The 23,746-nt window shown below is 67.5% G+C and carries 22 protein-coding genes; 19 read left to right on the plus strand and 3 right to left on the minus strand.

Annotation, left to right across the window (positions count from 1 at the left end; all coding sequences use genetic code 11):
• The first annotated feature begins 1 nt into the window (after position 1).
• The 5 genes from fabZ (at position 2) to C7444_RS02715 (ending at position 3,833) form a co-directional block, all read left to right on the plus strand.
• Entirely contained in the window at positions 2–442 is a 441-nt protein-coding gene (gene fabZ / locus C7444_RS02695) for a 3-hydroxyacyl-ACP dehydratase FabZ (RefSeq protein WP_110399471.1), read from the plus strand.
• Between the two features lie 8 nt (positions 443–450).
• Positions 451–1,239 (plus strand): acyl-ACP--UDP-N-acetylglucosamine O-acyltransferase, encoded by a 789-nt coding sequence (lpxA, locus tag C7444_RS02700; RefSeq protein ID WP_110399470.1) that lies wholly within the window; start codon positions 451–453, stop codon positions 1,237–1,239.
• 8 nt (positions 1,240–1,247) lie between these two features.
• The gene (gene lpxB / locus C7444_RS02705; RefSeq protein ID WP_110399296.1) at positions 1,248–2,396 is read left to right on the plus strand and encodes a lipid-A-disaccharide synthase; all 1,149 of its coding nucleotides are present in this window, start codon (positions 1,248–1,250) and stop codon (positions 2,394–2,396) included.
• Positions 2,397–2,457: 61 nt separating this feature from the next.
• Complete coding sequence (rnhB, locus tag C7444_RS02710) at positions 2,458–3,036, plus strand: ribonuclease HII (RefSeq protein WP_245909399.1); 579 nt, start codon at positions 2,458–2,460, stop codon at positions 3,034–3,036.
• A 17-nt stretch (positions 3,037–3,053) separates the two neighbouring features.
• Positions 3,054–3,833, plus strand: a complete 780-nt coding sequence (locus C7444_RS02715) for a TrmH family RNA methyltransferase (RefSeq protein ID WP_110399298.1) — start codon at positions 3,054–3,056, stop codon at positions 3,831–3,833.
• Positions 3,834–3,887: 54 nt separating this feature from the next.
• Here C7444_RS02715 and ppsR read toward each other — a convergent pair whose 3' ends face one another.
• Entirely contained in the window at positions 3,888–4,709 is an 822-nt protein-coding gene (gene ppsR / locus C7444_RS02720; protein ID WP_110399299.1) for a posphoenolpyruvate synthetase regulatory kinase/phosphorylase PpsR, read from the minus strand.
• 224 nt (positions 4,710–4,933) lie between these two features.
• Here ppsR and ppsA point away from each other — a divergent pair, with 224 nt between their 5' ends.
• From ppsA to dnaB, 7 genes are all read left to right on the plus strand, one after another.
• Complete coding sequence (gene ppsA, locus C7444_RS02725) at positions 4,934–7,330, plus strand: phosphoenolpyruvate synthase (protein ID WP_110399300.1); 2,397 nt, start codon at positions 4,934–4,936, stop codon at positions 7,328–7,330.
• A gap of 192 nt (positions 7,331–7,522) precedes the next feature.
• The gene (locus C7444_RS02730; RefSeq protein WP_110399301.1) at positions 7,523–9,637 is read left to right on the plus strand and encodes a VC_2705 family sodium/solute symporter; all 2,115 of its coding nucleotides are present in this window, start codon (positions 7,523–7,525) and stop codon (positions 9,635–9,637) included.
• 112 nt (positions 9,638–9,749) lie between these two features.
• A complete protein-coding gene (gene rpsF / locus C7444_RS02735; RefSeq protein WP_110399302.1) occupies positions 9,750–10,112 on the plus strand; it encodes a 30S ribosomal protein S6 in 363 nt (120 codons plus the stop codon).
• A 47-nt stretch (positions 10,113–10,159) separates the two neighbouring features.
• The gene (gene priB / locus C7444_RS02740) at positions 10,160–10,468 is read left to right on the plus strand and encodes a primosomal replication protein N (RefSeq protein WP_110399303.1); all 309 of its coding nucleotides are present in this window, start codon (positions 10,160–10,162) and stop codon (positions 10,466–10,468) included.
• A 9-nt stretch (positions 10,469–10,477) separates the two neighbouring features.
• On the plus strand, positions 10,478–10,762 hold the full coding sequence (gene rpsR / locus C7444_RS02745) for a 30S ribosomal protein S18 (protein ID WP_110399304.1): 285 nt from the start codon (positions 10,478–10,480) through the stop codon (positions 10,760–10,762).
• Between the two features lie 10 nt (positions 10,763–10,772).
• Entirely contained in the window at positions 10,773–11,225 is a 453-nt protein-coding gene (gene rplI, locus C7444_RS02750; RefSeq protein WP_110399305.1) for a 50S ribosomal protein L9, read from the plus strand.
• 98 nt (positions 11,226–11,323) lie between these two features.
• Positions 11,324–12,742: a replicative DNA helicase gene (dnaB, locus tag C7444_RS02755; protein ID WP_110399306.1), complete on the plus strand. Its 1,419-nt coding sequence runs from the start codon at positions 11,324–11,326 to the stop codon at positions 12,740–12,742.
• A 110-nt stretch (positions 12,743–12,852) separates the two neighbouring features.
• On the opposite strand, the gene C7444_RS02760 is transcribed toward dnaB, so the two are convergent.
• On the minus strand, positions 12,853–13,548 hold the full coding sequence (locus C7444_RS02760) for a Bax inhibitor-1/YccA family protein (protein WP_110399307.1): 696 nt from the start codon (positions 13,546–13,548) through the stop codon (positions 12,853–12,855).
• A gap of 351 nt (positions 13,549–13,899) precedes the next feature.
• Here C7444_RS02760 and carA point away from each other — a divergent pair, with 351 nt between their 5' ends.
• The 4 genes from carA (at position 13,900) to C7444_RS02780 (ending at position 19,435) form a co-directional block, all read left to right on the plus strand.
• Positions 13,900–15,084 (plus strand): glutamine-hydrolyzing carbamoyl-phosphate synthase small subunit, encoded by a 1,185-nt coding sequence (gene carA, locus C7444_RS02765; RefSeq protein WP_110399308.1) that lies wholly within the window; start codon positions 13,900–13,902, stop codon positions 15,082–15,084.
• Complete coding sequence (gene carB, locus C7444_RS02770; RefSeq protein ID WP_110399309.1) at positions 15,077–18,352, plus strand: carbamoyl-phosphate synthase large subunit; 3,276 nt, start codon at positions 15,077–15,079, stop codon at positions 18,350–18,352. Before carA ends, carB begins: the two co-directional genes overlap by 8 nt.
• Before the next feature lie 106 nt (positions 18,353–18,458).
• Positions 18,459–18,935: a transcription elongation factor GreA gene (greA, locus tag C7444_RS02775; protein WP_110399310.1), complete on the plus strand. Its 477-nt coding sequence runs from the start codon at positions 18,459–18,461 to the stop codon at positions 18,933–18,935.
• A gap of 14 nt (positions 18,936–18,949) precedes the next feature.
• The gene (locus C7444_RS02780) at positions 18,950–19,435 is read left to right on the plus strand and encodes a DUF4149 domain-containing protein (protein WP_110399311.1); all 486 of its coding nucleotides are present in this window, start codon (positions 18,950–18,952) and stop codon (positions 19,433–19,435) included.
• A 59-nt stretch (positions 19,436–19,494) separates the two neighbouring features.
• On the opposite strand, the gene C7444_RS02785 is transcribed toward C7444_RS02780, so the two are convergent.
• Positions 19,495–19,974 carry a YhbY family RNA-binding protein gene (locus tag C7444_RS02785; protein WP_110399312.1) on the minus strand — a complete coding sequence of 160 codons (480 nt, stop codon included), beginning with the start codon at positions 19,972–19,974 and terminating at the stop codon, positions 19,495–19,497.
• 20 nt (positions 19,975–19,994) lie between these two features.
• Here C7444_RS02785 and C7444_RS02790 point away from each other — a divergent pair, with 20 nt between their 5' ends.
• The 3 genes from C7444_RS02790 to folP all read left to right on the plus strand — a co-directional run bounded on the left by C7444_RS02790 (position 19,995) and on the right by folP (position 23,670).
• Complete coding sequence (locus tag C7444_RS02790; protein WP_110399313.1) at positions 19,995–20,675, plus strand: RlmE family RNA methyltransferase; 681 nt, start codon at positions 19,995–19,997, stop codon at positions 20,673–20,675.
• Between the two features lie 177 nt (positions 20,676–20,852).
• Entirely contained in the window at positions 20,853–22,760 is a 1,908-nt protein-coding gene (gene ftsH / locus C7444_RS02795) for an ATP-dependent zinc metalloprotease FtsH (protein WP_110399314.1), read from the plus strand.
• 79 nt (positions 22,761–22,839) lie between these two features.
• Positions 22,840–23,670, plus strand: a complete 831-nt coding sequence (folP, locus tag C7444_RS02800) for a dihydropteroate synthase (protein WP_110399315.1) — start codon at positions 22,840–22,842, stop codon at positions 23,668–23,670.
• The last annotated feature ends 76 nt before the right edge of the window (positions 23,671–23,746 follow it).

A 23,746-nucleotide genomic window follows, 5' to 3' on the forward strand; every position in this document is an offset into this window, starting at 1 on the left:
CGTGATGGACATTCACCAGATTCTGAAGAAACTGCCGCACCGTTATCCCCTGCTGCTGATCGACCGCGTGGTCGAGCTGGAGAAGGGTGTGCGCATCGTCGCTCAGAAGAACGTGACGATGAATGAGCCGCACTTCACCGGCCACTTCCCGCAGCGCCCGGTCATGCCGGGCGTGCTGATCCTCGAGGCCATGGCCCAGGCGGCGGCCATCCTGTCGTTCACGACCGAAGGCATCGAGCTCGACGACAAGACGGTCTACTACTTCGCGGGCATCGACGGCGCACGCTTCAAGCGTCCGGTCGAGCCGGGTGACCAGCTGATCATCGACGTCTCGATCGACCGGGTCAAGGCCGGCATCTACAAGTACAGCGCCAAGGCCCTGGTCGACGGCAACGTCGTCTGCGAGGCCCAGCTGATGTGCACCCAGCGCCGCGTGGAGTGAAGCCGGCCATGGCGCAGATCCATCCGACCGCGCTGGTCGACCCGGCGGCCCGGCTGGGCGACGGGGTCGTCGTCGGCCCCTGCACGGTCATCGGCCCTGACGTGTGCATCGGCGCAGGCACCCGGGTGGGTGCGCACTGCGTGATCGAAGGCCGCACGACCATCGGCGTCGACAACCGCATCTTCCAGTTCAACTCCATCGGCGCGGTGCCTCAGGACATGAGCTACGGGGGCGAGCCCACCGAGCTGGTGATCGGGGACCGCAACACCATCCGCGAGTTCTGCACCTTCAACACCGGCACGCTGAAGGAAGAGGGCGTCACCCGCGTCGGCTCCGACAACTGGGTCATGGCCTATGTGCACATCGCCCACGACGTGCGCCTGGGCGACCACTGCGTGCTGGCCAACAACGCCACGCTGGCCGGCCACGTCCATGTCGGCGACTGGGCGACGATCGGCGGGCTGAGCGGCGTGCACCAGTTCGTGCACATCGGCGCGCACGCGATGATCGGCTTCCAGGGTCATGTGGCGCAGGACGTGCCGCCGTTCATGACGGTCGACGGCAACCCGCTGGCGGTGCGCGCGGTCAACCTGACCGGGCTGCGCCGGCGCGACTTCAGCGCCGAGCGCATCACGCTGATCCGCCAGATCCACAAGCTGATGTACCGATCCTCGCTGCCGCTGGAGCAGGCGATGGAGCAGGTCGCCGCGCTGCGCGGCAGCTCGCCGGACTCCGATGCCGACGTGCAGGTCATGCTGGACTTCGTGGCCGGCGCTCGCCGCGGCCTCGTGCGCTGAATCGACCGATGTCGTCTTCCGATCCCCGAGTGGCCCTGGTGGCCGGCGAAGCGTCCGGTGACCTGCTCGCCGGCATGCTGCTGCGGGCCTTGCGCGAACGCTGGCCCGGGCTGCAGTCCGCAGGCATCGGCGGGCCGCAGATGGCCGCGCAGGGCTTCGATGCCTGGTGGCCGCACGACCTGCTGGCCATCCATGGCTACAGCATGGAGCTGGTGCGCAAGCTGTGGGGCCTGCTGCGCCTGCGCCGTGAACTCGGCGACCGGCTGCTGGCCGAACGGCCCGAGGTCTTCATCGGCGTGGATGCACCCGACTTCAACCTCGGGCTCGAGACCCGCCTCAAGCGGGCCGGCATCCCCACCGTGCACTTCGTCAGTCCGTCGATCTGGGCCTGGCGCGGTTCGCGCATCCACAAGATCCGCGCCGCCTGCGACCACGTGCTGTGCCTGTTCCCGTTCGAGCCCGAGATCTACCACCGGGCCGGCATCGCCGCGACCTACGTGGGCCATCCGCTGGCCGACGTCATCCCGATGGAGGTGCCGCGGTCGAGCGCCCGTGCGGCGCTGGGCCTGCCCGAGGACGCCACCGTGATCGCGCTGCTGCCGGGCAGCCGGCGTGGCGAGATGAACTACATCGCCCCGCGCCTGCTGGCGGCCGCGGCGCTGCTGCGGCAGCGCCGCCCGGAGCTGCGCTTCGTGCTGCCGGTCGTGCCCGGCCTGCGGCCGCTGCTCGAGCCGATGCTGGCCCGCCATGCGCCGGGCGTGCCCATCCAGGTGCTCGACGGCCAGTCGCATGCCGCGCTGGCGGCCTGCGACCTGACGCTGATCGCCAGCGGCACGGCCACGCTGGAGGCCGCGCTGTTCAAGCGGCCGATGGTCATCACCTACAACATGCACTGGGCCTCGTGGCAGCGCATGCAGCGCATGGCCTACCAGCCCTGGGTGGGCCTGCCCAACATCCTGCTGCGCAGCTTCGTCGTGCCCGAGCTGCTGCAGCAGTCCTGCACCGCCGAGGCGCTGGCCGGCGAGGCGCTGTCCTGGCTGGACAGCCCGTCGCGCCGTGCCGGCGTCGAGCAGCGCTTCACCGAACTCCACCACCAGCTGCGCCAGGGAACGGCGCAGCGTGCGACCGATGCGATCGCGCAAGTGCTCGGTCGATGAGCGCGCCACCGTCACGTCTGCCGGGTCGCAGTTCGTGCTGAGTTTCGATCGTCCGGGGCTGATGGCCGGCGTCGACGAGGCCGGCCGCGGGCCGCTGGCCGGCCCGGTGGTGGCCGCCGCCGTCATCCTCGACGACCTGAACCCGGTCGACGGCCTGGCCGACTCCAAGGTGCTGTCGCCGCGTCGCCGCGAACGGCTGTTCGACGAGATCCGCGCCCGTGCGCTGGCCTGCTGCATCGCCGAGGCCAGCGTCGAGGAGATCGACCGCCTCAACATCCTGCAGGCCACGATGCTGGCCATGCGCCGGGCGGTCGAAGGGCTGCGCCTGCGGCCGGCCAAGGTGCTGGTCGACGGCAACCGCATCCCGACCCTGCGCATCCCGGCCGAGGCCATCGTCAAGGGCGATTCGAAGGTGCAGGCGATCTCGGCGGCATCCATCCTGGCCAAGGTCCATCGTGACCGCCTGTGCCTGGCGCTGCACGAGCGCCATCCGCTGTACGGTTTTGACGTGCACAAGGGCTATCCGACCGCCGCTCACCTGGCGGCGCTGCGCCAGCACGGTCCTTGTGAACAGCATCGCCATTCTTATGCCCCGGTGCGCGAGGCGGCTGCTCGCCAGCGGCTGCCCGGTGGCGCCTGAACCCGAGGGCTCCCGCCATGAAAGAACCCAGACACATCACGTCGCGCAACCATCCGCTGGTCAAGGACCTGCGGCGGCTGGCGCAGGAGCCCGGTGCCTATCGCAAGCTGGGCCTGGTCTGGCTCGAGGGCGATCACCTCTGCCGCGCGCTGCTGGCCCGCGGCGGCGTGCCGCTGCAGTCGGTCGTCGGCGCGAGCGCGTGGTTGCAGCCGGGGCCGCGCGAGCTGGCCCTGGCGGCGGCCGAGGTGACGGTGATCGACGATGCGCTGCTGGGCGAGGTGAGTTCGCTCGAGTCGCCGGCGAACATCGGCTTCCTGATCGCCGCGCCGGAGCGCGGGCGTGCGCCGCTGCAGGGTGTGCCCACCGTGGTGCTTGACCGCCTGCAGGACCCCGGCAACGTCGGCACCATCCTGCGCAGCGCCGGTGCGCTGGGCGTGCGCCAGGTGCTGGCGCTCAAGGGGGGCGCGGCCTTCTGGTCCCCCAAGGTGCTGCGCGCGGGCATGGGGGCCCACTTCGGCCTGCACCTGGTCGAGGGGCTGATCGTCAGCGAACTCGACGCGATCGAGGTGCCGCTGATCGCCACCAGCTCGCACGCGGCCGATGCGCTGCACGAGCGGCGCCTGCCGACCCCCTGCGCCTGGGTGTTCGGCCACGAGGGTCAGGGGGTGGCCCCGGCCCTGATGGAGCGCTGCCAGCTGACGCTGCGCATTCCCCAGCCGGGCGGCGAAGAATCGCTCAACGTGGCGGCAGCCACCGCGATCTGCCTGTACGAATCGGCCCGCCAGCGGCTGGTCTGATCCCCGCATCCGCCTGCGCGAACGCCGCGCGGGCAGGGCGGTGCGTCGGGTGGCTCAGTAGATGAGCCGGTCCGGGCGGATGTCGCGCAGGATGGTGGTGGCGATCTCCTCGATCGACTTGTGGGTCGACGACAGCCAGGAGATGCCGGCCCGCTTCATCAGCCGTTCGGCCTCGTTGATCTCGTAGCGGCAGTTCGACAGCGCCGCGTACTTGCTGCCGGGTCGACGCTCGTTGCGGATCTGGCTCAGCCGGTCGGCATCGATGGTCAGGCCGAAGCACTTGCGCTTGTAGGGCTCGAGCATCGAGGGCAGGCAGTCGCGCTCGAAATCCTCGGGGATCAGCGGGTAGTTGGCCGCCTTGACGCCGTGCTGCATCGCCAGATAGAGCGAGGTCGGCGTCTTGCCGCTGCGGCTGACGCCCACGAGGATCACGTCGGCCGAGTCGAGGTTGCGGGCCGACTGGCCGTCGTCGTGGGCCAGCGAGAAGTTGATCGCCTCGATGCGGTCGTGGTACTCCTGACTCTTGGCTACGTCCGAGAAGCGGCCGACCCGGTGGTTGCTCTTGATGCCCAGCTCGCTCTCCAGCGGCTCGACGAAGCTCTGGAACATGTCGAGCACCAGCGCATTGGCGTTGTCGTGCACCAGGCGCCGGGCCTCCTCGTCGATCAGCGTGATGAACACGATCGGCCGCTGGCCTTCGGTGGCCACCGTCGTGTTGATCTCCTCGAGGATCTGGCGGGCCTTCTCCGGGGTGTCGATGAAGGGTCGACGCACGTGGCGGTGCTTGGTGGAGAACTGGGCCAGGATGGAGTTGCCGAAGGTCTCGGCGGTGATGCCGGTGCCGTCGGAGACGAAAAAGACTGTGCGGTTGGGCATGCTGGTCGCGGGCAAGTGCAAAAAGTGGCCTCGTGCGAGGTACAGGGACGTTACATGATAGGTCCGCACGACCTTAGAATGTCTGCCAATACGCGACGCCCCATGAGCTTTCCGATCCCACCCCGCCACGAACAACACCCACAAAGGTGTGGTGGATCGACGCACGCCCGCACGGGCACTCTGGCTGGCGACGCCCCGGTTTTTTTACATCACGGAGCTTCTGCATGTCTTCAACCAACCTGGCCACCGCCCTGGTCGCGCCTTTCGAACAACTGAGAATGACCGATGTCGAGACGGTCGGCGGCAAGAACGCCTCTCTCGGCGAGATGATCAGCCAGCTCACCGCCTCGGGCGTTCGTGTGCCGGGGGGCTTCGCCACCACGGCCCACGCCTTCCGCCAGTTCCTGACCCATGGCGGCCTGACCGAGAAGATCAACGCCCGCCTGTCCGCGCTGGACACGGACGACGTGCGTGCACTGGCCGAGGCCGGTGCCGAGATCCGCGGCTGGGTCGAGTCCGCGCCGTTCCCGGCCGACTTCGAGGCGGCCATCCGGGCCCAGTTCGAGCAGCTGACCGCCGATCACCCCGGCGCCTCGTTCGCCGTGCGTTCGTCGGCCACCGCCGAGGACCTGCCCGACGCCTCGTTCGCCGGCCAGCAGGAGACCTTCCTGAACGTCGTCGGCATCGATGACGTGCTGCACAAGATGCGCGAGGTCTTCGCCTCGCTCTACAACGACCGCGCGATCTCCTACCGCGTGCACCAGGGCTTCGCCCACTCCGACGTGGCGCTGTCGGCCGGCGTGCAGCGCATGGTGCGCTCCGACCTGGGCGCCGCGGGCGTGATGTTCACCATCGACACCGAGTCGGGCTTCAAGGACGTGGTCTTCATCACCTCCAGCTACGGCCTGGGCGAGACGGTGGTGCAGGGCGCGGTGAACCCCGACGAGTTCTACGTGCACAAGCCGGCGCTGAAGAACGGCAAGCTGGCCGTGATCCGCCGCAACCTGGGCTCCAAGCTGATCCGCATGGAGTTCGCCACGCCGGAGGAGAAGGCCGCTTCGGGCAAGCTGGTCAAGACCACCGACACGCCCCACGAACTGCGCAACCGCTACTCGCTGAGCGACGAGGACGTCACCGAACTGGCCAAGTACGCGATCATCATCGAGCAGCACTACGGCCGCCCGATGGACATCGAGTGGGGCAAGGACGGCGGCGACGGCAAGCTCTACATCCTGCAGGCCCGTCCCGAGACGGTGAAGAGCCAGGCGGCCGGCAAGGCCGAGCACCGCTACAAGCTCAAGGGCCAGAGCGCCGTGCTGGCCGAAGGCCGTGCCATCGGCCAGAAGATCGGCACCGGCCCGGTGCGTCTGGTGCACAGCATCGCCGAGATGGACCGTGTCCAGCCCGGTGACGTGCTGGTCACCGACATGACCGATCCCAACTGGGAGCCGGTGATGAAGCGCGCCAGCGCCATCGTGACCAACCGGGGCGGACGCACCTGCCACGCGGCGATCATCGCGCGTGAACTGGGCATCCCGGCGGTGGTCGGCTGCGGTGACGCGACCGAGAAGCTGAAGAACGGCCAACTGGTGACGGTGGCCTGCTCCGAGGGTGACACCGGCCTGATCTACGACGGCCTGCTCGAGATGGAGATCTCCGAGGTCGAACGCGGCGAGATGCCTTATTCGCCCGTCAAGATCATGATGAACGTCGGCAATCCGCAGCTGGCCTTCGACTTCTGCCAGATGCCCAACTCCGGCGTGGGCCTGGCCCGCCTCGAGTTCATCATCAACAACAACATCGGCGTGCACCCGAAGGCCATCCTCGACTATCCGAACATCGATGCCGACCTGAAGAAGGCGGTCGAGTCGGTGGCGCGTGGCCATGCCAGCCCGCGCGCGTTCTACGTCGACAAGCTGACCGAAGGCATCGCCACCATCGCCGCGGCCTTCTGGCCCAAGCCGGTGATCGTGCGCCTGTCGGACTTCAAGTCCAATGAATACCGCAAGCTGATCGGTGGCTCGCGCTACGAGCCCGAGGAAGAGAATCCGATGCTGGGCTTCCGCGGTGCGGCGCGCTACGTCAGCGACGACTTCCGCGAGGCCTTCGAGATGGAGTGCCAGGCCCTCAAGCGCGTGCGTCAGGACATGGGCCTGAACAACGTCGAGATCATGGTGCCTTTCGTGCGCACCCTGAAGCAGGCCGAGCGCGTGGTCGGCATGCTGGCCGACAACGGCCTCAAGCGGGGCCAGGACGCCCTGCGGGTCATCATGATGTGCGAGGTGCCGAGCAACGCCATCCTGGCCGAGCAGTTCCTGGAGTTCTTCGATGGCATGTCCATCGGCTCCAACGACCTGACGCAGCTGACGCTGGGCCTGGACCGTGACTCCGGCATGGAGCTGCTGGCGGCTGACTTCGACGAGCGTGATCCTGCCGTCAAGGCGATGATCTCCCGGGCCATCGCGGCCTGCCGGGCCCATGGCAAGTACGTCGGCATCTGCGGCCAGGGCCCCAGCGACCACCCCGACTTCGCCGACTGGCTGGCTCAGGAAGGCATCGTGTCGATGTCGCTGAACCCGGACACGGTCGTCGAGACCTGGAAGCGTCTGGCCAAGCGCTGATGCGTCCTGCCAGGCCCTGACCTCACCGGTCCGGGCCTGCGCCACCCCTGCACCCCGGGCCCGCGCGAGCGATTCCCGGGGTTTTTCTTGAGCGGTGCGGGCCGGCGCGCGGCGACACTGTGACGGCGCGCCGTGCGCCGGCGCTGCCGTGCGGCCCCGTGTCGTCCCGCCGCCTGCTGAGGAGAGACCTTCTTGTCCCGACCTGCCGCGCCCTCGGAGCAGACCAGGGTGTTCACCCATGTGCTGCACCGGCGTTATGCGCTCTACACCGTCGGCGTGCTGCTGTTCGTGATCCTGCTGGGGTTGCTGGAGCGCGTGGGCTGGTCCCGCAGCTGGATCGGCGGCACCTTCCTGTTCGCCACCGTCATCGTCTATGCGGTCATCGGCCTGATGTCGCGCACCACCGACGAGGCCGAGTACTACGTGGCCGGACGCCGGGTGCCGGCGATCTACAACGGCATGGCGACGGCGGCGGACTGGATGTCCGCCGCCTCCTTCATCGGCACGGCGGGCGTGCTCTACCTGCAGGGCTTCGCCGGCCTGGCCTACATCCTGGGCTGGACCGGCGGCTACTGCCTCGTGGCCCTGCTGCTGGCGCCCTACCTGCGTCGCCAGGGCTGCGTCACCCTGCCCGAGTTCCTGGGGGCCCGCTACGGCGGCGTGCTGCCGCGGCTGGTCGGCGTGGCCGCGGTGGTGCTGGTGTCCTTCGTCTATGTCGTCGTGCAGATCTACGGCGTCGGGCTGATCACCTCCCACCTGACGGGCTTCAATTTCGAGGTCGGCGTCTTCGTCGGGGTGGGCGGGGTGCTGGTCTGCTCCTTCCTGGGCGGCATGCGGGCGGTCACCTGGACCCAGGTGGCGCAGTACATCGTGCTGATCGTCGCCTACCTGACGCCGGTGGTGTGGCTGTCGCTGAACCAGACCGGCAGCCCCTTGCCGCTGATGAGCTACGGCCAGCAGCTGGCCCAGGTGAGCGCCCGCGAGGCGGCCCTGCAGCACGATCCCGGCGAACGCTCGGTGAGGGACATGCTGGCGCTGCGGGCGGCCGACCTGCAGCGCAAGCTCGACGACGTGCCTCAGGCCATGGTCGACGATGCCGAGACCCTGGCGGCGCAGGCCCGTGCGCTGCAGGCGGCCGACGCGTCGCTGCCGGCGCAGCAGCGTGCCGAGCGGCGCTACCTCAACCGCCCGCAGACCGAGGAGGCCGCTCGCCTGGCCTACCAGCACCAGTACGACGAGACCCGGCTGCACGCGGCGCCGCTGGCGGGCATGCCACCCCAGGCGCTGCCCCATGCCGCAGGGGATCCGGCGGGGGATGCGGCGTCGAGGTCGGCCTACGAGGTGGCGCGCCGCAACTTCGCCGCGCTGGTGATGTGCCTGATGCTGGGCACGGCCGCCATGCCCCATGTGCTGACCCGCTACTTCACCACGCCATCGGTGCGTGAGGCCCGGCGCTCGGTGGCCTGGTCGCTGTTCTTCATCGTGCTGCTCTACCTGGCCGCGCCGGCGCTGGCGGTGATGGTCAAGTACGAGGTGCTGACCACGCTGATCGGCACGCCCTTCGATCAGCTGCCGGCCTGGATCCAGCGCTGGAGCAAGCTCGATCCCAGCCTGGTGGCGGTCGAGGACGTCAACGGCGACGGCCTGCTGCAGCTGGCCGAGATGCGCCTGGGGGGCGACGTCATCGTGCTGGCGGCACCGGAGATCGGCGGCCTGCCGCTGGTGGTGACCTATCTGGTGGCCGCGGGCGGCCTGGCGGCGGCGCTGTCGACGGCCGACGGGCTGCTGCTGACCATCTCCAATGCGCTGTCGCACGACCTCTACTACCGCGTGGTCAATCCGGCGGCCGCGCCGATCCGGCGTGTCATGGTGTCCAAGTTCCTGGTGCTGGTGGTGGCGCTGCTGGCGGCGTTCATCGCGTCGCTGAAGTTCGCCGACATCCTGCAGTTCGTCTCGGCGGCGTTCTCGCTGGCCGCGGCCGCCTTCTTCCCGGCGCTGGTGCTGGGCATCTTCTGGCGCCGGGCCAGCCGGACCGGGGCGAGCCTGGGCATGCTGGTCGGGCTGGCCGTGTGCCTCTACTACATGGTGACCAACCAGCCCCAGCTGCGGGCCCTGTTCGGCGTGACCCTGCCGCTGGCGCAATGCCGGTGGTGGGACATCGAGCCGATCGCCGCGGGCATCTTCGGCGTGCCCGCGGGCATGGCGGCCCTGGTGGTGGGCAGCTGGCTCTGGCCGGCCTCCCCCGACGAGCATGAGGCGCACCAGCGGGTCGTCGATGCGATCCGCTTCCCGGGGCCTGGCGAATAGTCTGCTGGACCTGGGGTGGTGGCAGGTGCTATACTGGTCGGCTTTCCCTTGCTGCACCTGTTACAGACGCAACGGTGCGGCTTCCGATTCACGGAACCCACAAGGAGTATCCATGCGTCACTACGAAATCGTGCTGCTGGTCCATCCGGACCAGAGCGAACAAGTTCCAGCCATGCTGGAGCGTTACAAGAGCCTGGTGACCGCCAGCGGCGGTGCCGTGCACCGTGTTGAGGATTGGGGCCGCTTCCAGCTGGCCTACATGATCAACAAGCTGGCCAAGGCGCACTACCTGTGCATCAACATCGAGTGCACCAAGGAAGTGTTGGTCGAGCTCGAAACCGGCTTCCGCTTCAACGATGCGGTGCTGCGTCATCTGACCGTCAAGAAGGACAAGGCTGACACCGGTCCTTCCGCGATGATGAAGCGCGTCGAGAAGGAAGAAGCCCGCAAGTCTCAGCAGGAGACGACCTCCTGAGTGTGCGCTGCACGCCCAGCTCCTGATCCGCGCGAGCGAGACCGGTCATGAATCGGATTGAACTCAGCGCCCAGATCATGGAGCGTCTGCCCATGCGCTACACCCCCGCCGGCCTGCCGGCTCTGGATGTCCGGCTGTCCCATGCCTCCAGGCAGGAACATCTGGGCCAGATGCGGCAGGTGGATCTCGAGATCCACGCCACCGGCATCGGGGAAACGGCCTTGCAACTGGAGCGTCTGGCGGTGGGTTCCACCGTCCAGGTCACCGGTTTCCTGGCCAGGCAGCGCAACGGGCGTGGCGTGATGCTGCACATCATCGAGCTCGACTCTCGTTCCAACGTTCCAGATTCGTTTTAGGAGGTTCACATGCCCCCGCCACGTGGTAAGTTTTCCAAAGACCGCAAGACCAAGCGCAACCAGCAATCGCTGCTGTTCAAGCGCAAGCGCTTCTGCCGCTTCACGGTCGCCGGTGTCGAGCACATCGACTACAAGGACATGGATGTCCTGCGCGACTTCGTCGGCGAGAACGGCAAGATCACGCCGGCTCGCCTGACGGGCACCCGTGCCATTTTCCAGCGCCAGCTGACCGTGGCCATCAAGCGTGCTCGCTTCCTGGCCCTGCTGCCGTACAGCGACCAGCACAAGGTCTGAGGAGCCACTGATGCAAATCATCCTGCTCGAAAAAGTGTCGAACCTGGGCAACCTGGGTGACGTGGTCAAGGTGAAGGACGGCTACGCCCGCAACTTCCTGATCCCGACGGGCGCTGCCCGCCGTGCCACGACCAAGGCCGTGGCCGAATTCGAAGCCCGTCGTGCCGAGCTCGAGAAGGCTCACGCCGAGAAGCTGGCGGCCGCTCAGGCTCAAGGCGAGAAGCTGGCTGGCCAGACCGTCCCGGTCTCCCAGAAGGCTGGCGTCGATGGCCGTCTGTTCGGTTCGGTCACCAACGCTGACGTCGCTGCCAGCCTGAAGGCCATGGGCTTCGACCTGCTCAAGGCTCAGGTGCGTCTGCCCAACGGCCCGCTGAAGGTCGTCGGCCAGCACGCCGTGACCGTCGCGCTGCACACCGACGTCGTGGTTGAAGTCACCGTCGCCGTGGTGGGCGAGAGCGCCTGATCGCTCTGCGGCTCTCACTGCCTGAAAGGCCGGCTGATGCCGGCCTTTTTCGTTTCCGCCTCTGCTGCCGCGGGTGACGTCCCGCCTATCATCGAGTCATGGCTGTCCTGTTTCCTGGTGCCGCTGCCGCTTCGTCCGGTGGTGATGATGAAGTTGCCCGCCTGCGCATTCCGCCCCATTCAGTCGAGGCGGAGCAGAGCGTGCTGGGTGGCTTGCTGCTCGACAACAGCGCGTCCGACCGTGCCGGTGACCTGCTCAAGGAAGACGACTTCTATCGGCACGAGCACAAGCTGATCTATGCCGCCATCATGGCGCTGATCGGCGGCAACAAGCCGGCCGACGTGATCACGGTCTACGAGCACCTGCAGAACATGGGGCGCTCGGAGGAGGTCGGCGGGCTGGTCTACCTGAACTCGCTCGCGCAGAGTGTGCCCAGTGCGGCCAACCTGAGGCGCTATGCCGAGATCGTGCGCGAGCGGGCCATCCTGCGCAAGCTGGTGGCCGCCAGCGACGAGATCGCCACCAATGCGCTCAATCCCCAGGGCAAGGCGGTGGCCGAGATCCTCGACGAGGCCGAGGGCAAGATCTTCAAGATCGGCGAGGAGGGCTCGCGCAACAAGCAGGGTTTCCAGTCGATGGACAACCTGGTGGTGCAGCTGATCGACCGGGTCCAGGAGCTGGCCGAAAACGGTGCCGGGGACGTCACCGGCGTGCCCAGCGGCTTCGTGGACCTCGACCGCATGACCGCCGGCCTGCAGCCGGGCGACCTGGTCATCCTGGCGGCCCGCCCGTCGATGGGCAAGACCGCGTTCGCGCTCAACATCGGCGAGCACGTGGCCGTCAAGGAGCAGCTGCCGGTCGTCGTGTTCTCGATGGAAATGGGCGCCTCCCAGCTGGCGCTGCGCATGGTCGGCTCGCTGGGGCGGGTCGACCAGCAGCACCTGCGCACCGGTGCGCTGCGCGACGACGAGTGGGGCCGGCTGTCCGAGGCGGTCGACCAGCTGCGCAACGTCAGCCTGTTCATCGACGAGACGCCGGCGCTGAGCTCGACCGAGCTGCGCGCGCGCTCCCGGCGCCAGGCCCGCCAGTGTGGCAAGCTGGGCCTGATCATCATCGACTACCTGCAGCTGATGAGCGGCTCGAGCTCCAGCAGCGGCGAGAACCGCGCCACCGAGATCAGCGAGATCTCGCGCGGGCTCAAGGCGCTGGCCAAGGAGCTGCAGTGTCCGGTGATCGCGCTGTCGCAGCTCAACCGCTCGGTCGAGCAGCGCACCGACAAGCGCCCGATGATGAGCGACCTGCGTGAATCGGGTGCCATCGAGCAGGATGCCGACGTCATCATGTTCATCTACCGCGACGAGTACTACAACAAGGACACCAAGGAGCCGGGGGTCGCCGAGATCATCATCGGCAAGCAGCGCAACGGGCCGGTCGGCACCGTCAAGCTGGCCTTCCTGAAGCCGCTGACGAAGTTCGAGAACCTGGCGCCGGGCTCCTACGGCGGCAGCGAGTACTGAGTCCGCCGGCCGGGCCTCCACGAACATCGGGCGCATCCCCGCGAGGGGATGCGCCCGATGTCGTTGGTGGCCTGGATGCGGGTGCGGTGTGCCGCGCCCGCAGGCGGGGCTCAGTCGCGTTCGCCGCCGAAGATGCCCAGCAGGGCCAGCAGGTTCTGGAAGATGTTGTAGAGGTCCAGATAGATCGCCAGCGTGGCGCTGATGTAGTTGGTCTCGCCGCCGTCGATCACGCGCTTGATGTCGTGCAGCATGAAGGCCGAGAACAGGCCGATCGCGATCACCGACAGCGTCATCATCAGCGCGCTGGACTGCACGAACAGGTTGATCAGGCCGGCGGCCAGCAGCACGATCGCGCCGATGAACAGGAACTTGCCCATGCCTGACAGGTCGCGCTTGATCACCGAGGCCAGCGTGGCCATCGCGAAGAACACGCCGGCCGTGCCGCCGAAGGCCATCATGATCAGCTGGCCGCCGTTGCGCAAGCCCAGCACGGCCGCCAGCATGCGCGAGAGCATCAGCCCCATGAAGAAGGTGAAGGCCAGCAGCACGGCCACGCCGACGGCCGATTCCTTGGTGCGCTCGATGGCGTACATGAAGCCGAAGGCGCCGGCCATGAAGATCACCAGGCTCATGCCCATGCCCAGGCTGGCCATGACGCCGGTGCTCACGCCGATCCAGGCGCCCAGCACGGTGGGCGCCATCGACAGCGCCAGCAGCCAGTAGGTGTTGCGCAGCACGCGGTGACGCTGGGCGGCCTGAGTCCCCGAGCCCGTGGTTCCGGGGAGGCCGTGAAGGCTGTGGTCCATGTGATCTCCAGAAAGGACGGTGAGTGACAGGGCGTGGACCCGGCGAAGCTCATTCTAGTTCCCGCTCCCTGGGGTGGCGGGGGTGCAAGCCGGGCCGGCGCGCCCCGTGGCGGGGCTCGCCAGCGAGTCGGCAACAGGGTGTACGGGGCAGCGATGCAAAGTGGTGCATGCCGTCAAGGTTATAATCCCGCGGTTTGTCCGCCAACTACGCCGCCTAGCGCCTACCCTCTGTCCGCCTCCCGAAGGCCGCTGCTTCCTTGTCACCCTGTTGCATGGGTGGGAGGAGCGCGACTTCGAGCGATCGCCGCGGAAGAAGGCCGTTCCGCTGGGTGCGCACTATCCGGAGTTCCCGTGCTGCCCGTCCTGCCCCCCGCTATCCTCGCACTCGCAGACGGCACGGTCTTTCTTGGCACTTCGATCGGCGCTGCCGGTCACACGGTCGGTGAAGTGGTGTTCAACACCTCGCTCACCGGCTATCAGGAAATCCTCACTGACCCGAGCTACTGCCGGCAGATCGTGACCCTCACGTATCCGCACATCGGCAACTACGGTGTCAATGAACAGGATGTCGAAGCCTCGAAAGTCCATGCCGCCGGTCTGATCATCAAGGATCTGCCCGTCCGTTCATCCAACTTCCGGCAGACGCTCACGCTCTCCGACTACCTGGCCCGCGAAGGCACGGTGGCCATCTCCGACATCGACACCCGCCGCCTGACGCGCGTGCTGCGCACCCAGGGTGCACAGAACGGCTGCATCATGGGCTTCGCCGCTGACACGGTGGTGACCCAGGCGATGATCGACGAGGCCGTCGCCCTGGCGCGTTCGGCGCCGAGCATGGCCGGCCAGGACCTGGCCCGGGTCGTCAGCCGCAGCGAGCCGCAGGTCTGGACCGAGACCGAATGGCAGCTGTTCGGCTCGAACGGCCAGCCGGGCTTCGGTGTCCAGGACGCACCGCGTTTCCATGTCGTCGCCTACGACTTCGGCGTCAAGCGCAACATCCTGCGCATGCTGGCCGAGCGCGGCTGCAAGGTCACCGTGGTGCCCGCCACGACGTCCGCTGCCGAAGTGCAGCAGTTCAAGCCTGACGGCATCTTCCTGTCCAACGGCCCCGGCGACCCGGAGCCCTGCGACTACGCCATCGAGGCCGCCCGCGAGCTGATCGAGACCGGCATCCCGACCTTCGGCATCTGCCTGGGTCACCAGATCATGGCGCTGGCCTCGGGTGCGAAGACCTTCAAGATGAAGTTCGGCCACCACGGCGCCAACCACCCGGTCAAGGACCTGGACAACGGCCGCGTGTCGATCACCAGCCAGAACCACGGTTTCGCGGTCGACGCCGACACGCTGCCGGCCAACCTGCGCCCGACGCACGTCAGCCTGTTCGATGGCACGCTGCAGGGCCTGGCCCGCACTGACCGTCCCGCGTTCTGCTTCCAGGGTCACCCGGAAGCCTCGCCCGGCCCCCACGACATTGCCTACCTGTTCGACCGCTTCACTGCATTGATGTCGGCACAAGCGGAGAAGAAGAATGCCTAAGCGCGCAGACCTGAAATCCATCCTCATCATCGGCGCCGGCCCGATCATCATCGGCCAGGCCTGCGAGTTCGACTACTCCGGCGCGCAGGCCTGCAAGGCGCTGCGCGAAGAGGGCTACAAGGTCATCCTGGTCAACTCGAATCCGGCCACGATCATGACCGACCCGGCCACGGCCGACGTTACCTACATCGAGCCCATCACCTGGCAGGTGGTCGAGAAGATCATCGCCAAGGAGCGTCCTGACGCGGTGCTGCCGACCATGGGTGGCCAGACCGCGCTGAACTGCGCGCTCGACCTGCACAAGCACGGCGTGCTGGCCAAGTACGGCGTCGAGATGATCGGTGCCAACGAGCACGCGATCGAGAAGGCCGAGGACCGCCTGAAGTTCAAGGACGCGATGACCAAGATCGGTCTGGGCTCGGCCAAGTCCGGCATCGCGCACTCGATGGAAGAGGCCTGGGCGGTGCAGAAGAGCATCCAGGCCGACATCGGCGGCGCGGGCTTCCCGATGGTGATCCGCCCCAGCTTCACGCTGGGCGGCACGGGGGGCGGCATCGCCTACAACCCCGAGGAGTTCGAGGAGATCTGCAAGCGTGGCCTCGACCTGTCGCCGACCAAGGAGCTGCTGATCGAGGAATCGCTGATCGGCTGGAAGGAATACGAGATGGAAGTGGTCCGCGACAAGGCGGACAACTGCATCATCGTCTGCTCGATCGAGAACCTGGACCCGATGGGCATCCACACCGGCGACTCGATCACCGTGGCCCCGGCCCAGACGCTGACCGACCGCGAGTATCAGCTGCTGCGCAACGCCTCGATCGCGATCCTGCGCGAGATCGGCGTGGACACCGGCGGCTCGAACGTGCAGTTCTCGATCAACCCGAAGGACGGCCGCATGGTCGTCATCGAGATGAACCCGCGCGTGTCGCGCTCGTCGGCGCTGGCGTCGAAGGCCACCGGCTTCCCGATCGCCAAGATCGCCGCCAAGCTGGCCGTGGGCTACACGCTCGACGAGCTGAAGAACGACATCACCGGCGGCGCGACGCCGGCCTCGTTCGAGCCGTCGATCGACTACGTCGTCACCAAGATCCCGCGCTTCGCCTTCGAGAAGTTCCCGGCGGCCGATTCGCACCTGACCACGCAGATGAAGTCGGTGGGCGAGGTGATGGCCATGGGCCGCACCTTCCAGGAGTCGTTCCAGAAGGCGCTGCGCGGCCTGGAGACCGGCATCGACGGCCTGAGCGAGCGCTCGACCGACCGTGACGAGATCATCGAGGAGATCGGCGAGGCCGGCCCCGAGCGCATCCTCTACGTCGGCGACGCCTTCCGCATCGGGCTGACGCTCGACGAGATCTTCGAGGAGACCGCGATCGACCCGTGGTTCCTGGCGCAGATCGAGCAGATCATCCAGACCGAAGGCCAGCTCCAGGGCCGCACGGTCGACAGCCTCTCGGCCGCCGAGCTGCGCTACCTGAAGAAGAAGGGCTTCTCGGACCGCCGCCTGGCCAAGCTGCTGGGCAGCAACCAGCACGACGTGCGCCGTGCCCGCCATGCGCTGGGCGTGCGCCCGGTCTACAAGCGGGTGGACACCTGCGCGGCCGAGTTCGCCACGCAGACCGCCTACCTGTACTCGTGCTACGAGAACACCGACGGCGAGTGCGAGGCCGCACCGACCACGAACAAGAAGATCATGGTGCTGGGCGGGGGGCCGAACCGCATCGGCCAGGGCATCGAGTTCGACTACTGCTGCGTGCACGCCGCGCTCGCCATGCGCGAGGATGGCTACGAGACCATCATGGTCAACTGCAACCCCGAGACCGTCTCGACCGACTACGACACCTCGGACCGCCTGTACTTCGAGCCGGTGACGCTCGAGGACGTGCTGGAGATCGTCGACCGCGAGAAGCCGGTCGGCGTGATCGTGCAGTACGGCGGCCAGACGCCGCTGAAGCTGGCGCTGGACCTGGAGGCCAACGGCGTGCCGATCATCGGCACCAGCCCCGACTCGATCGACATCGCCGAGGACCGCGAGCGTTTCCAGCAGCTGCTGCACACGCTGGGCCTGAAGCAGCCGCCCAACCGCACCGCGCGCACCGAGGACACCGCGATCGCGCTGGCCAACGAGATCGGCTACCCGCTGGTGGTGCGCCCGAGCTACGTGCTGGGCGGCCGCGCGATGGAGATCGTGCACGGCGACAAGGACCTGGAGCGCTACATGCGCGAGGCGGTGCGCGTCAGCGAGAAGTCGCCGGTGCTGCTGGACCGTTTCCTCGACGACGCGGTCGAGGTCGACATGGACTGCATCAGCGATGGCACCGACGTGATGATCGGCGGCATCATGGAGCACATCGAGCAGGCTGGCGTGCACTCGGGCGACTCGGCCTGCTCGCTGCCGCCCTACACGCTCAGCGCCGTGCTGCAGGACGAGCTGCGCCGCCAGACCGCCCTGATGGCCAAGGCCCTGAAGGTGGTCGGCCTGATGAACGTGCAGTTCGCCATCCAGGGCGACGTGACCCAGGGGCTCGACGCCTGCACCGTCTACGTGCTGGAAGTGAACCCGCGGGCCTCGCGCACCGTGCCCTTCGTGTCGAAGGCGACCGGCCAGCCCCTGGCCAAGATCGCCGCGCGCTGCATGGCCGGCCAGAAGCTGGTCGACCAGCGTGGTCCGGACGGCCAGATGCCGCACGAGGTCGTGCCGCCGTACTTCAGCGTCAAGGAAGCCGTCTTCCCGTTCAACAAGTTCCCTGGCGTGGATCCGATCCTCGGCCCGGAAATGCGTTCGACCGGCGAGGTCATGGGCGTGGGCAAGACCTTCGGCGAAGCGATGCTCAAGAGCCAGCTCGGGGCCGGTTCGCGCCTGCCGCGCAGCGGCACGGTCGTCATCTCGGTCAAGTCCAGCGAACACGCCCGTGCGGTGGCCGTGGCGCGTGACCTGAACGGCCTGGGCTTCAACATCGTCGCCACCAAGGGCACGGCGGCAGCCATCGCGGCGGCCGGCGTGCCGGTGAAGGTGGTCAACAAGGTCAAGGATGGCCGTCCGCACATCGCCGACATGGTGAAGGCGGGCGACATCCAGCTGGTCTTCACCACGGTGGACGAGACGCGCACGGCGATCGCCGATTCGCGCTACATCCGCACCGCGGCGCTGGCCAACCGGGTGACCTACTACACGACGATGGCCGGCTGCGAAGCCGCGACCGAAGCCCTGAAGCACCAGGACGGCCTGTCGGTGGTCTCCCTGCAGGAACTGCACGCCGAACTGCACTAAACTGCATCCGGCCTGAAGCCCGCCGCCGCTCTCCCGTCAGGGGGCGCGGCGGCGGTCCTTCCTGGGTGCTCTCCGATTTCCTTTCCACGAACAGACACGAACAGACATGGCCACGATTCCGTTGACCAAACGCGGCGCCGCGCTGCTGAAGGAAGAGCTGCATCGCCTCAAGACGGTGGAGCGCCCGGCCGTCATCACCGCGATCGCCGAAGCCCGCGCCCAGGGCGACCTGTCGGAGAACGCCGAATACGACGCCGCCAAGGACAAGCAGGGCTTCATCGAAGGCCGCATCCAGGAGGTCGAGGGCAAGCTGTCGGTGGCCCAGGTGATCGATCCGTCCACGCTCGACGCGGGCGGGCGGGTCGTGTTCGGCTCCACCGTCGACCTCGAGGAAGAGGAGAGCGGTGCGGAGGTGACCTACCAGATCGTCGGCGAGGACGAGGCCGACCTGAAGCAGGGACTGATCTCCGTGGGCTCGCCGATCTCGCGTGCGCTGATCGGCAAGTCCGCCGGCGACGTGGCCGAGGTGCAGGCGCCGGGCGGCATCAAGCGCTACGAGATCATCGACGTGCGTTACGCCTGAGATCGGAGCACGACATGCTGCTGCGCGTGCGTGGGGTGCTGGTCGCGCTCTGGCTGGGTCTGGTGGTGACGCTGGCGCTGGTGGTCGCGCCCACGCTGTTCGGTCAGCTCGACCGGGTGCTGGCCGGCCAGGTGGCTGGCGCGATGTTCCGCATCGAGGCCCATGCGGCCCTGGGGCTGGCCGCGGCGCTGTTCCTGATCGAGCGGCGCCTGGCGCGCTCGGCGGCGCTGCAGGGCAGCCCCTTGCCGATGACCGGCCTGCTGCTGGTGCTGGGGGCGCTGTTCTGCACCGTCTTCGGCTACTTCGCGCTGCAGCCGATGATGGAGGCCATCAAGGCGGGCACCCCGGGGCGCTGGAGCTTCGGCATGCTGCATGGCCTATCCAGCAGCTTCTTCGCGCTCAAGGGCCTGCTGCTGCTGGTGCTGATGTGGCGCTGCGTGTCGGCCACGGCATCGGGTCCGTGCGCCAGGCCGGTCGCGGCGACGGCCTCGCGGGCATGAAAAAGCCGGTGAGCCCCCTCGAAGGGCTCACCGGCCGATGGATGAAAGGGCCTGGCGGGTCAGTCCGTCTGGGAGCGCTTCTTCACGCTGAGCAGGCGTTTCTTGGTGCGCTTGACGATGCCGCCGGCGGTCAGGCGCTGGTTGCCCAGCACGGTCAGTTTCTTGACCTGGGCACGCTGGCTGCCGCTCTTGGAGAACTTCAGGATCTTGACGACCCGCGGGCCGGGGTGGCGGCTGGTCGACTCGTCGGCCACGGCCTTGGCAGGGATCGGCCGCCACAGCACCAGCAGCTTGCCGATGTGCTGGATCGGCGCGGCGCCCAGCTGGTCGGCCAGCTCGGTCAGGAAGGCCTCCCGCTGGATGCGGTCGTCGCTGAACACGCGGATCTTGATCAGGCCGTGGGCCTTGAGCGCGGCGTCGATTTCCTTCGTCACGGCAGGAGTGAGTCCCTCGCCCCCGATCATGACGACCGGGTCGAGGTGGTGGGCGGCCGCGCGATGTTCTTTGCGCTGGGCCGGGGTCAATTGGATTGCAGACATTCCTCTATTATCGTGCGCTCATGAAGGTCGACACCAAAAGCAAGAAACTCAACAAGGCGTGGCTCAACGAGCACATCCACGATCCTTACGTCCGACAGGCCCAGAAGGACGGCTATCGCTCCCGCGCGGCCTACAAGCTCAAGGAGATCGACGAGACCTTCCACCTGATCCGGCCCGGCCAGGTCGTCGTGGACCTGGGGGCCACGCCCGGCGCCTGGAGCCAGTACGTGCGGCGCCGGCTGGCGCCCAAGGGGGTCTCGGGCGGCGGTGCGGCCGTCGGCGAGCTCAACGGCAGCATCATCGCGCTGGACCTGCTCGATTTCGAGCCCATCGAAGGGGTGCAGTTCATCCAGGGCGACTTCCGCGAGGACAGCGTGCTCGAGCAGCTGGTGTCGCTGCTGGAGGGGCGCAAGGTCGATGTCGTCGTGTCGGACATGGCGCCCAACCTGTCGGGCATCGACGTCTCCGATGCGGCGCGCATCGCGCATCTGGTCGAGCTGGCGATCGAGTTCTGCCAGTCGCACCTGCGCACCGATGGAGCCCTGGTCTGCAAGGTGTTTCACGGCAGCGGCTACAGTCAGCTGGTCGACACCTTCCGGCAAGCCTTCCGCGTGGTCAAGCCGGTCAAGCCCAAGGCCTCCCGGGATCGCTCGTCGGAGACCTTCCTGGTCGGGATCGGGCTGAAACCCTCGAAGGCATGACGTGAAACGGTGCGCCATGCACGAAGTTCGTGAAAGACGCAAGCGCCCGACGGGCATTGCCTCGGTCGGGTCCCCCTTGTGTGGACTAAAATCAGCCCCATCTACCGCGAAGGTATGCGCGTTTGGCGCATCGCTGGGCCCGGGCACAGGGCCAATTGATTCTATAAAGGAGCCGCGGTGAACAATCAATGGTTCTCCAAAGTCGCTGTCTGGCTGGTGATTGCACTGGTGCTGTTCACGGTTTTCAAGCAGTTCGAACGGACCGGAACGTCCAGTGGCCAGATCGGTTACTCCGAGTTCCTCGAGGAGGTGCGCGCCAAGCGCATCCGCGACGTGGTGCTGCAGGAGAACCCGGGTGGAGCCGACATCGAGGCCATCACGACCGATGACAAGAAGGTCCGCACCACGGCCACCTACCTGGACCGTGGTCTGGTCGGTGACCTGATCGCCAACGGCGTGCGTTTCCGCGTCAAGGCCCGCGAGGAGCCCTCGCTGATCACCAGCCTGCTGATCTCCTGGGGCCCGATGCTGCTGCTGATCGGCGTGTGGGTCTACTTCATGCGCCAGATGCAGGGCGGCGGCAAGGGCGGTGCGTTCAGCTTCGGCAAGAGCAAGGCCCGCATGCTCGACGAGAGCAACAACTCGGTGACCTTCGCCGACGTGGCTGGCTGCGACGAGGCCAAGGAAGAGGTCAAGGAACTGGTGGATTTCCTCAAGGATCCGCAGAAGTTCCAGAAGCTGGGCGGGCGCATTCCCCGCGGCGTGCTGATGGTCGGCCCTCCGGGCACCGGCAAGACGCTGCTGGCCAAGTCGATCGCCGGCGAGGCCAAGGTGCCGTTCTTCTCGATCTCCGGCTCCGACTTCGTCGAGATGTTCGTCGGTGTCGGTGCGGCCCGTGTGCGCGACATGTTCGAGCAGGCCAAGAAGAGCTCGCCCTGCATCATCTTCATCGACGAGATCGATGCGGTCGGTCGCCACCGTGGTGCCGGCCTGGGGGGGGGGAACGACGAACGTGAGCAGACGCTCAACCAGATGCTCGTCGAGATGGATGGTTTCGAGACGAACCTGGGCGTGATCGTGATCGCGGCCACCAACCGTCCCGACATCCTGGATCCGGCGCTGCTGCGTCCGGGCCGCTTCGACCGTCAGGTCTACGTGACGCTGCCCGACGTGCGCGGTCGCGAGCAGATCCTGAACGTGCACATGCGCAAGGTGCCGATCGGCCAGGACATCCGTGCCGACATCCTGGCCCGTGGCACGCCCGGTTTTTCGGGTGCCGACCTGGCCAACCTGGTCAACGAGGCCGCGCTGTTCGCCGCCCGCCGCAGTGGCCGGGTCGTGGAGATGGCCGACTTCGAGAAGGCCAAGGACAAGATCATGATGGGCCCCGAGCGCAAGTCCATGGTCATGCCCGAGGAAGAGCGCAAGAACACCGCCTACCACGAGGCCGGCCATGCGCTGGTGGCGCGCCTGCTGCCCAAGACCGATCCGGTGCACAAGGTCACCATCATCCCGCGCGGCCGCGCGCTGGGCGTGACCATGCAGCTGCCTGAAGGGGACCGCTACAGCATGGACAAGGGCCGCATGCTGTCGACGATCTCGGTGCTGTTCGGTGGCCGCATCGCCGAGGAGGTGTTCATGGACCAGATGACCACCGGTGCCAGCAACGACTTCGAGCGCGCGACCCAGATCGCCCGCGACATGGTGACCCGCTACGGCATGACCGACGCGCTGGGCACGATGGTCTACGCGGACAACGAGGGTGAGGTGTTCCTGGGCCGTTCGGTCACCAAGACGACCAACATGTCCGAGCAGACGATGCTGACGGTCGATCGCGAGATCCGCCGCATCATCGACGAGCAGTACGCCCAGGCTCGCCGCCTGATCGAGGAGAACCAGGACAAGATGCACGCGATGGCCACGGCCCTGCTCGAATGGGAGACCATCGACGCCGACCAGATCGATGACATCATGTCCGGCCGTGCTCCGCGTCCGCCCAAGGACTGGGTGCCCCCGGCCAGCAAACCCCCGGGTGGTTCGTCGACCGGCACCATGACTTCGGGTGGTGCGACGGCCACGGCCTGAGTCCATCGGGCCACCGGCCTGATCCGATCTTGACGGGGCTTCGGCCCCGTTTTCCATGGTGCAAGAGGAGCTTTGGTTCATGGCCTGCTGGCAGACCTCCCGTTTCCTGCTCGATCTGGAGCACCCGCTCGTGATGGGCATCGTCAACGTCACCCCGGACTCGTTCTCGGACGGCGGGCGCGACGTGCGGCAGGCCCTGGCGCACTGCGAGCAGCTGCTGCGTGACGGTGCGCACATCCTCGACATCGGTGGCGAGTCGACCCGGCCCGGCGCGACGCCGGTGCCGCTGACCGAAGAGCTGGCGCGCGTCGTGCCGGTGGTGCGCGAGGCGGTCAGGCTGGGCGTGCCGGTGTCGGTCGACACCTTCAAGCCGCAGGTGATGCGTGCCGTGCTCGACGAGGGCGCCGACATCATCAACGACATCCACGCCCTGACGGTCGATGGTGCGGTCGAGGCCGTGGCGGCCCACCCGTCCTGCGGGGTCTGCCTGATGCACATGCGTGGCCAGCCCGCCTCGATGCAGGCCGGCCCGCTCGACTACCCCGATGTCGTGGCCGAGGTCACCGACTTCCTGGCCGCCCGGGTGGCCGTGCTGCAGTCCCGCGGCGTGCAGCCGCCGCGCATCGTGCTCGATCCGGGCATCGGCTTCGGCAAGCGCGTGGTCGACAACTTCGCCTTGATCCGTGGCCAGGCGGCCTTGCTGGCGCTGGGTCTTCCGGTGCTGGCCGGCTGGTCGCGCAAGTCGTCGGTCGGTGCCGCCACGGGACGCGAGGTCGACCGGCGTCTGGCCGGCAGCCTGGCGGCGGCGCTGGCGGCGGTGCACTGTGGCGCCCGGGTCGTGCGGGTTCACGACGTGGCCGAGACCGTCGATGCCTTGGCCGTGTGGACGGCGGCCGGCTTGTTGCCATGAATGTATCCAGATGTTTCCTGGTGCGACACAATCGCTCCACGAGGCCCCCGCATTCCCGCTGAGGCGCTTCCTGAAA

The organism is Sphaerotilus hippei (genome assembly GCF_003201595.1).
In the GTDB taxonomy this organism is placed as follows: domain Bacteria; phylum Pseudomonadota; class Gammaproteobacteria; order Burkholderiales; family Burkholderiaceae_C; genus Sphaerotilus; species Sphaerotilus hippei.

Excerpts from the sequence above, each read along its gene's own strand:
- C7444_RS02760 (WP_110399307.1), bottom strand. The coding sequence starts at position 13,548 with ATGGACCACAGCCTTCACGGCCTCCCCGGAACCACGGGCTCGGGGACT.
- C7444_RS02785 (WP_110399312.1), bottom strand. The coding sequence starts at position 19,974 with ATGTCTGCAATCCAATTGACCCCGGCCCAGCGCAAAGAACATCGCGCG.
- ppsR (WP_110399299.1), bottom strand. The coding sequence starts at position 4,709 with ATGCCCAACCGCACAGTCTTTTTCGTCTCCGACGGCACCGGCATCACC.
- C7444_RS02790 (WP_110399313.1), top strand. The coding sequence starts at position 19,995 with ATGAAGGTCGACACCAAAAGCAAGAAACTCAACAAGGCGTGGCTCAAC.
- dnaB (WP_110399306.1), top strand. The coding sequence starts at position 11,324 with ATGGCTGTCCTGTTTCCTGGTGCCGCTGCCGCTTCGTCCGGTGGTGAT.
- C7444_RS02715 (WP_110399298.1), top strand. The coding sequence starts at position 3,054 with ATGAAAGAACCCAGACACATCACGTCGCGCAACCATCCGCTGGTCAAG.
- rnhB (WP_245909399.1), top strand. The coding sequence starts at position 2,458 with ATGGCCGGCGTCGACGAGGCCGGCCGCGGGCCGCTGGCCGGCCCGGTG.
- lpxB (WP_110399296.1), top strand. The coding sequence starts at position 1,248 with ATGTCGTCTTCCGATCCCCGAGTGGCCCTGGTGGCCGGCGAAGCGTCC.
- lpxA (WP_110399470.1), top strand. The coding sequence starts at position 451 with ATGGCGCAGATCCATCCGACCGCGCTGGTCGACCCGGCGGCCCGGCTG.
- folP (WP_110399315.1), top strand. The coding sequence starts at position 22,840 with ATGGCCTGCTGGCAGACCTCCCGTTTCCTGCTCGATCTGGAGCACCCG.
- greA (WP_110399310.1), top strand. The coding sequence starts at position 18,459 with ATGGCCACGATTCCGTTGACCAAACGCGGCGCCGCGCTGCTGAAGGAA.
- rpsF (WP_110399302.1), top strand. The coding sequence starts at position 9,750 with ATGCGTCACTACGAAATCGTGCTGCTGGTCCATCCGGACCAGAGCGAA.
- C7444_RS02780 (WP_110399311.1), top strand. The coding sequence starts at position 18,950 with ATGCTGCTGCGCGTGCGTGGGGTGCTGGTCGCGCTCTGGCTGGGTCTG.
- rplI (WP_110399305.1), top strand. The coding sequence starts at position 10,773 with ATGCAAATCATCCTGCTCGAAAAAGTGTCGAACCTGGGCAACCTGGGT.
- ppsA (WP_110399300.1), top strand. The coding sequence starts at position 4,934 with ATGTCTTCAACCAACCTGGCCACCGCCCTGGTCGCGCCTTTCGAACAA.
- carB (WP_110399309.1), top strand. The coding sequence starts at position 15,077 with ATGCCTAAGCGCGCAGACCTGAAATCCATCCTCATCATCGGCGCCGGC.
- priB (WP_110399303.1), top strand. The coding sequence starts at position 10,160 with ATGAATCGGATTGAACTCAGCGCCCAGATCATGGAGCGTCTGCCCATG.
- rpsR (WP_110399304.1), top strand. The coding sequence starts at position 10,478 with ATGCCCCCGCCACGTGGTAAGTTTTCCAAAGACCGCAAGACCAAGCGC.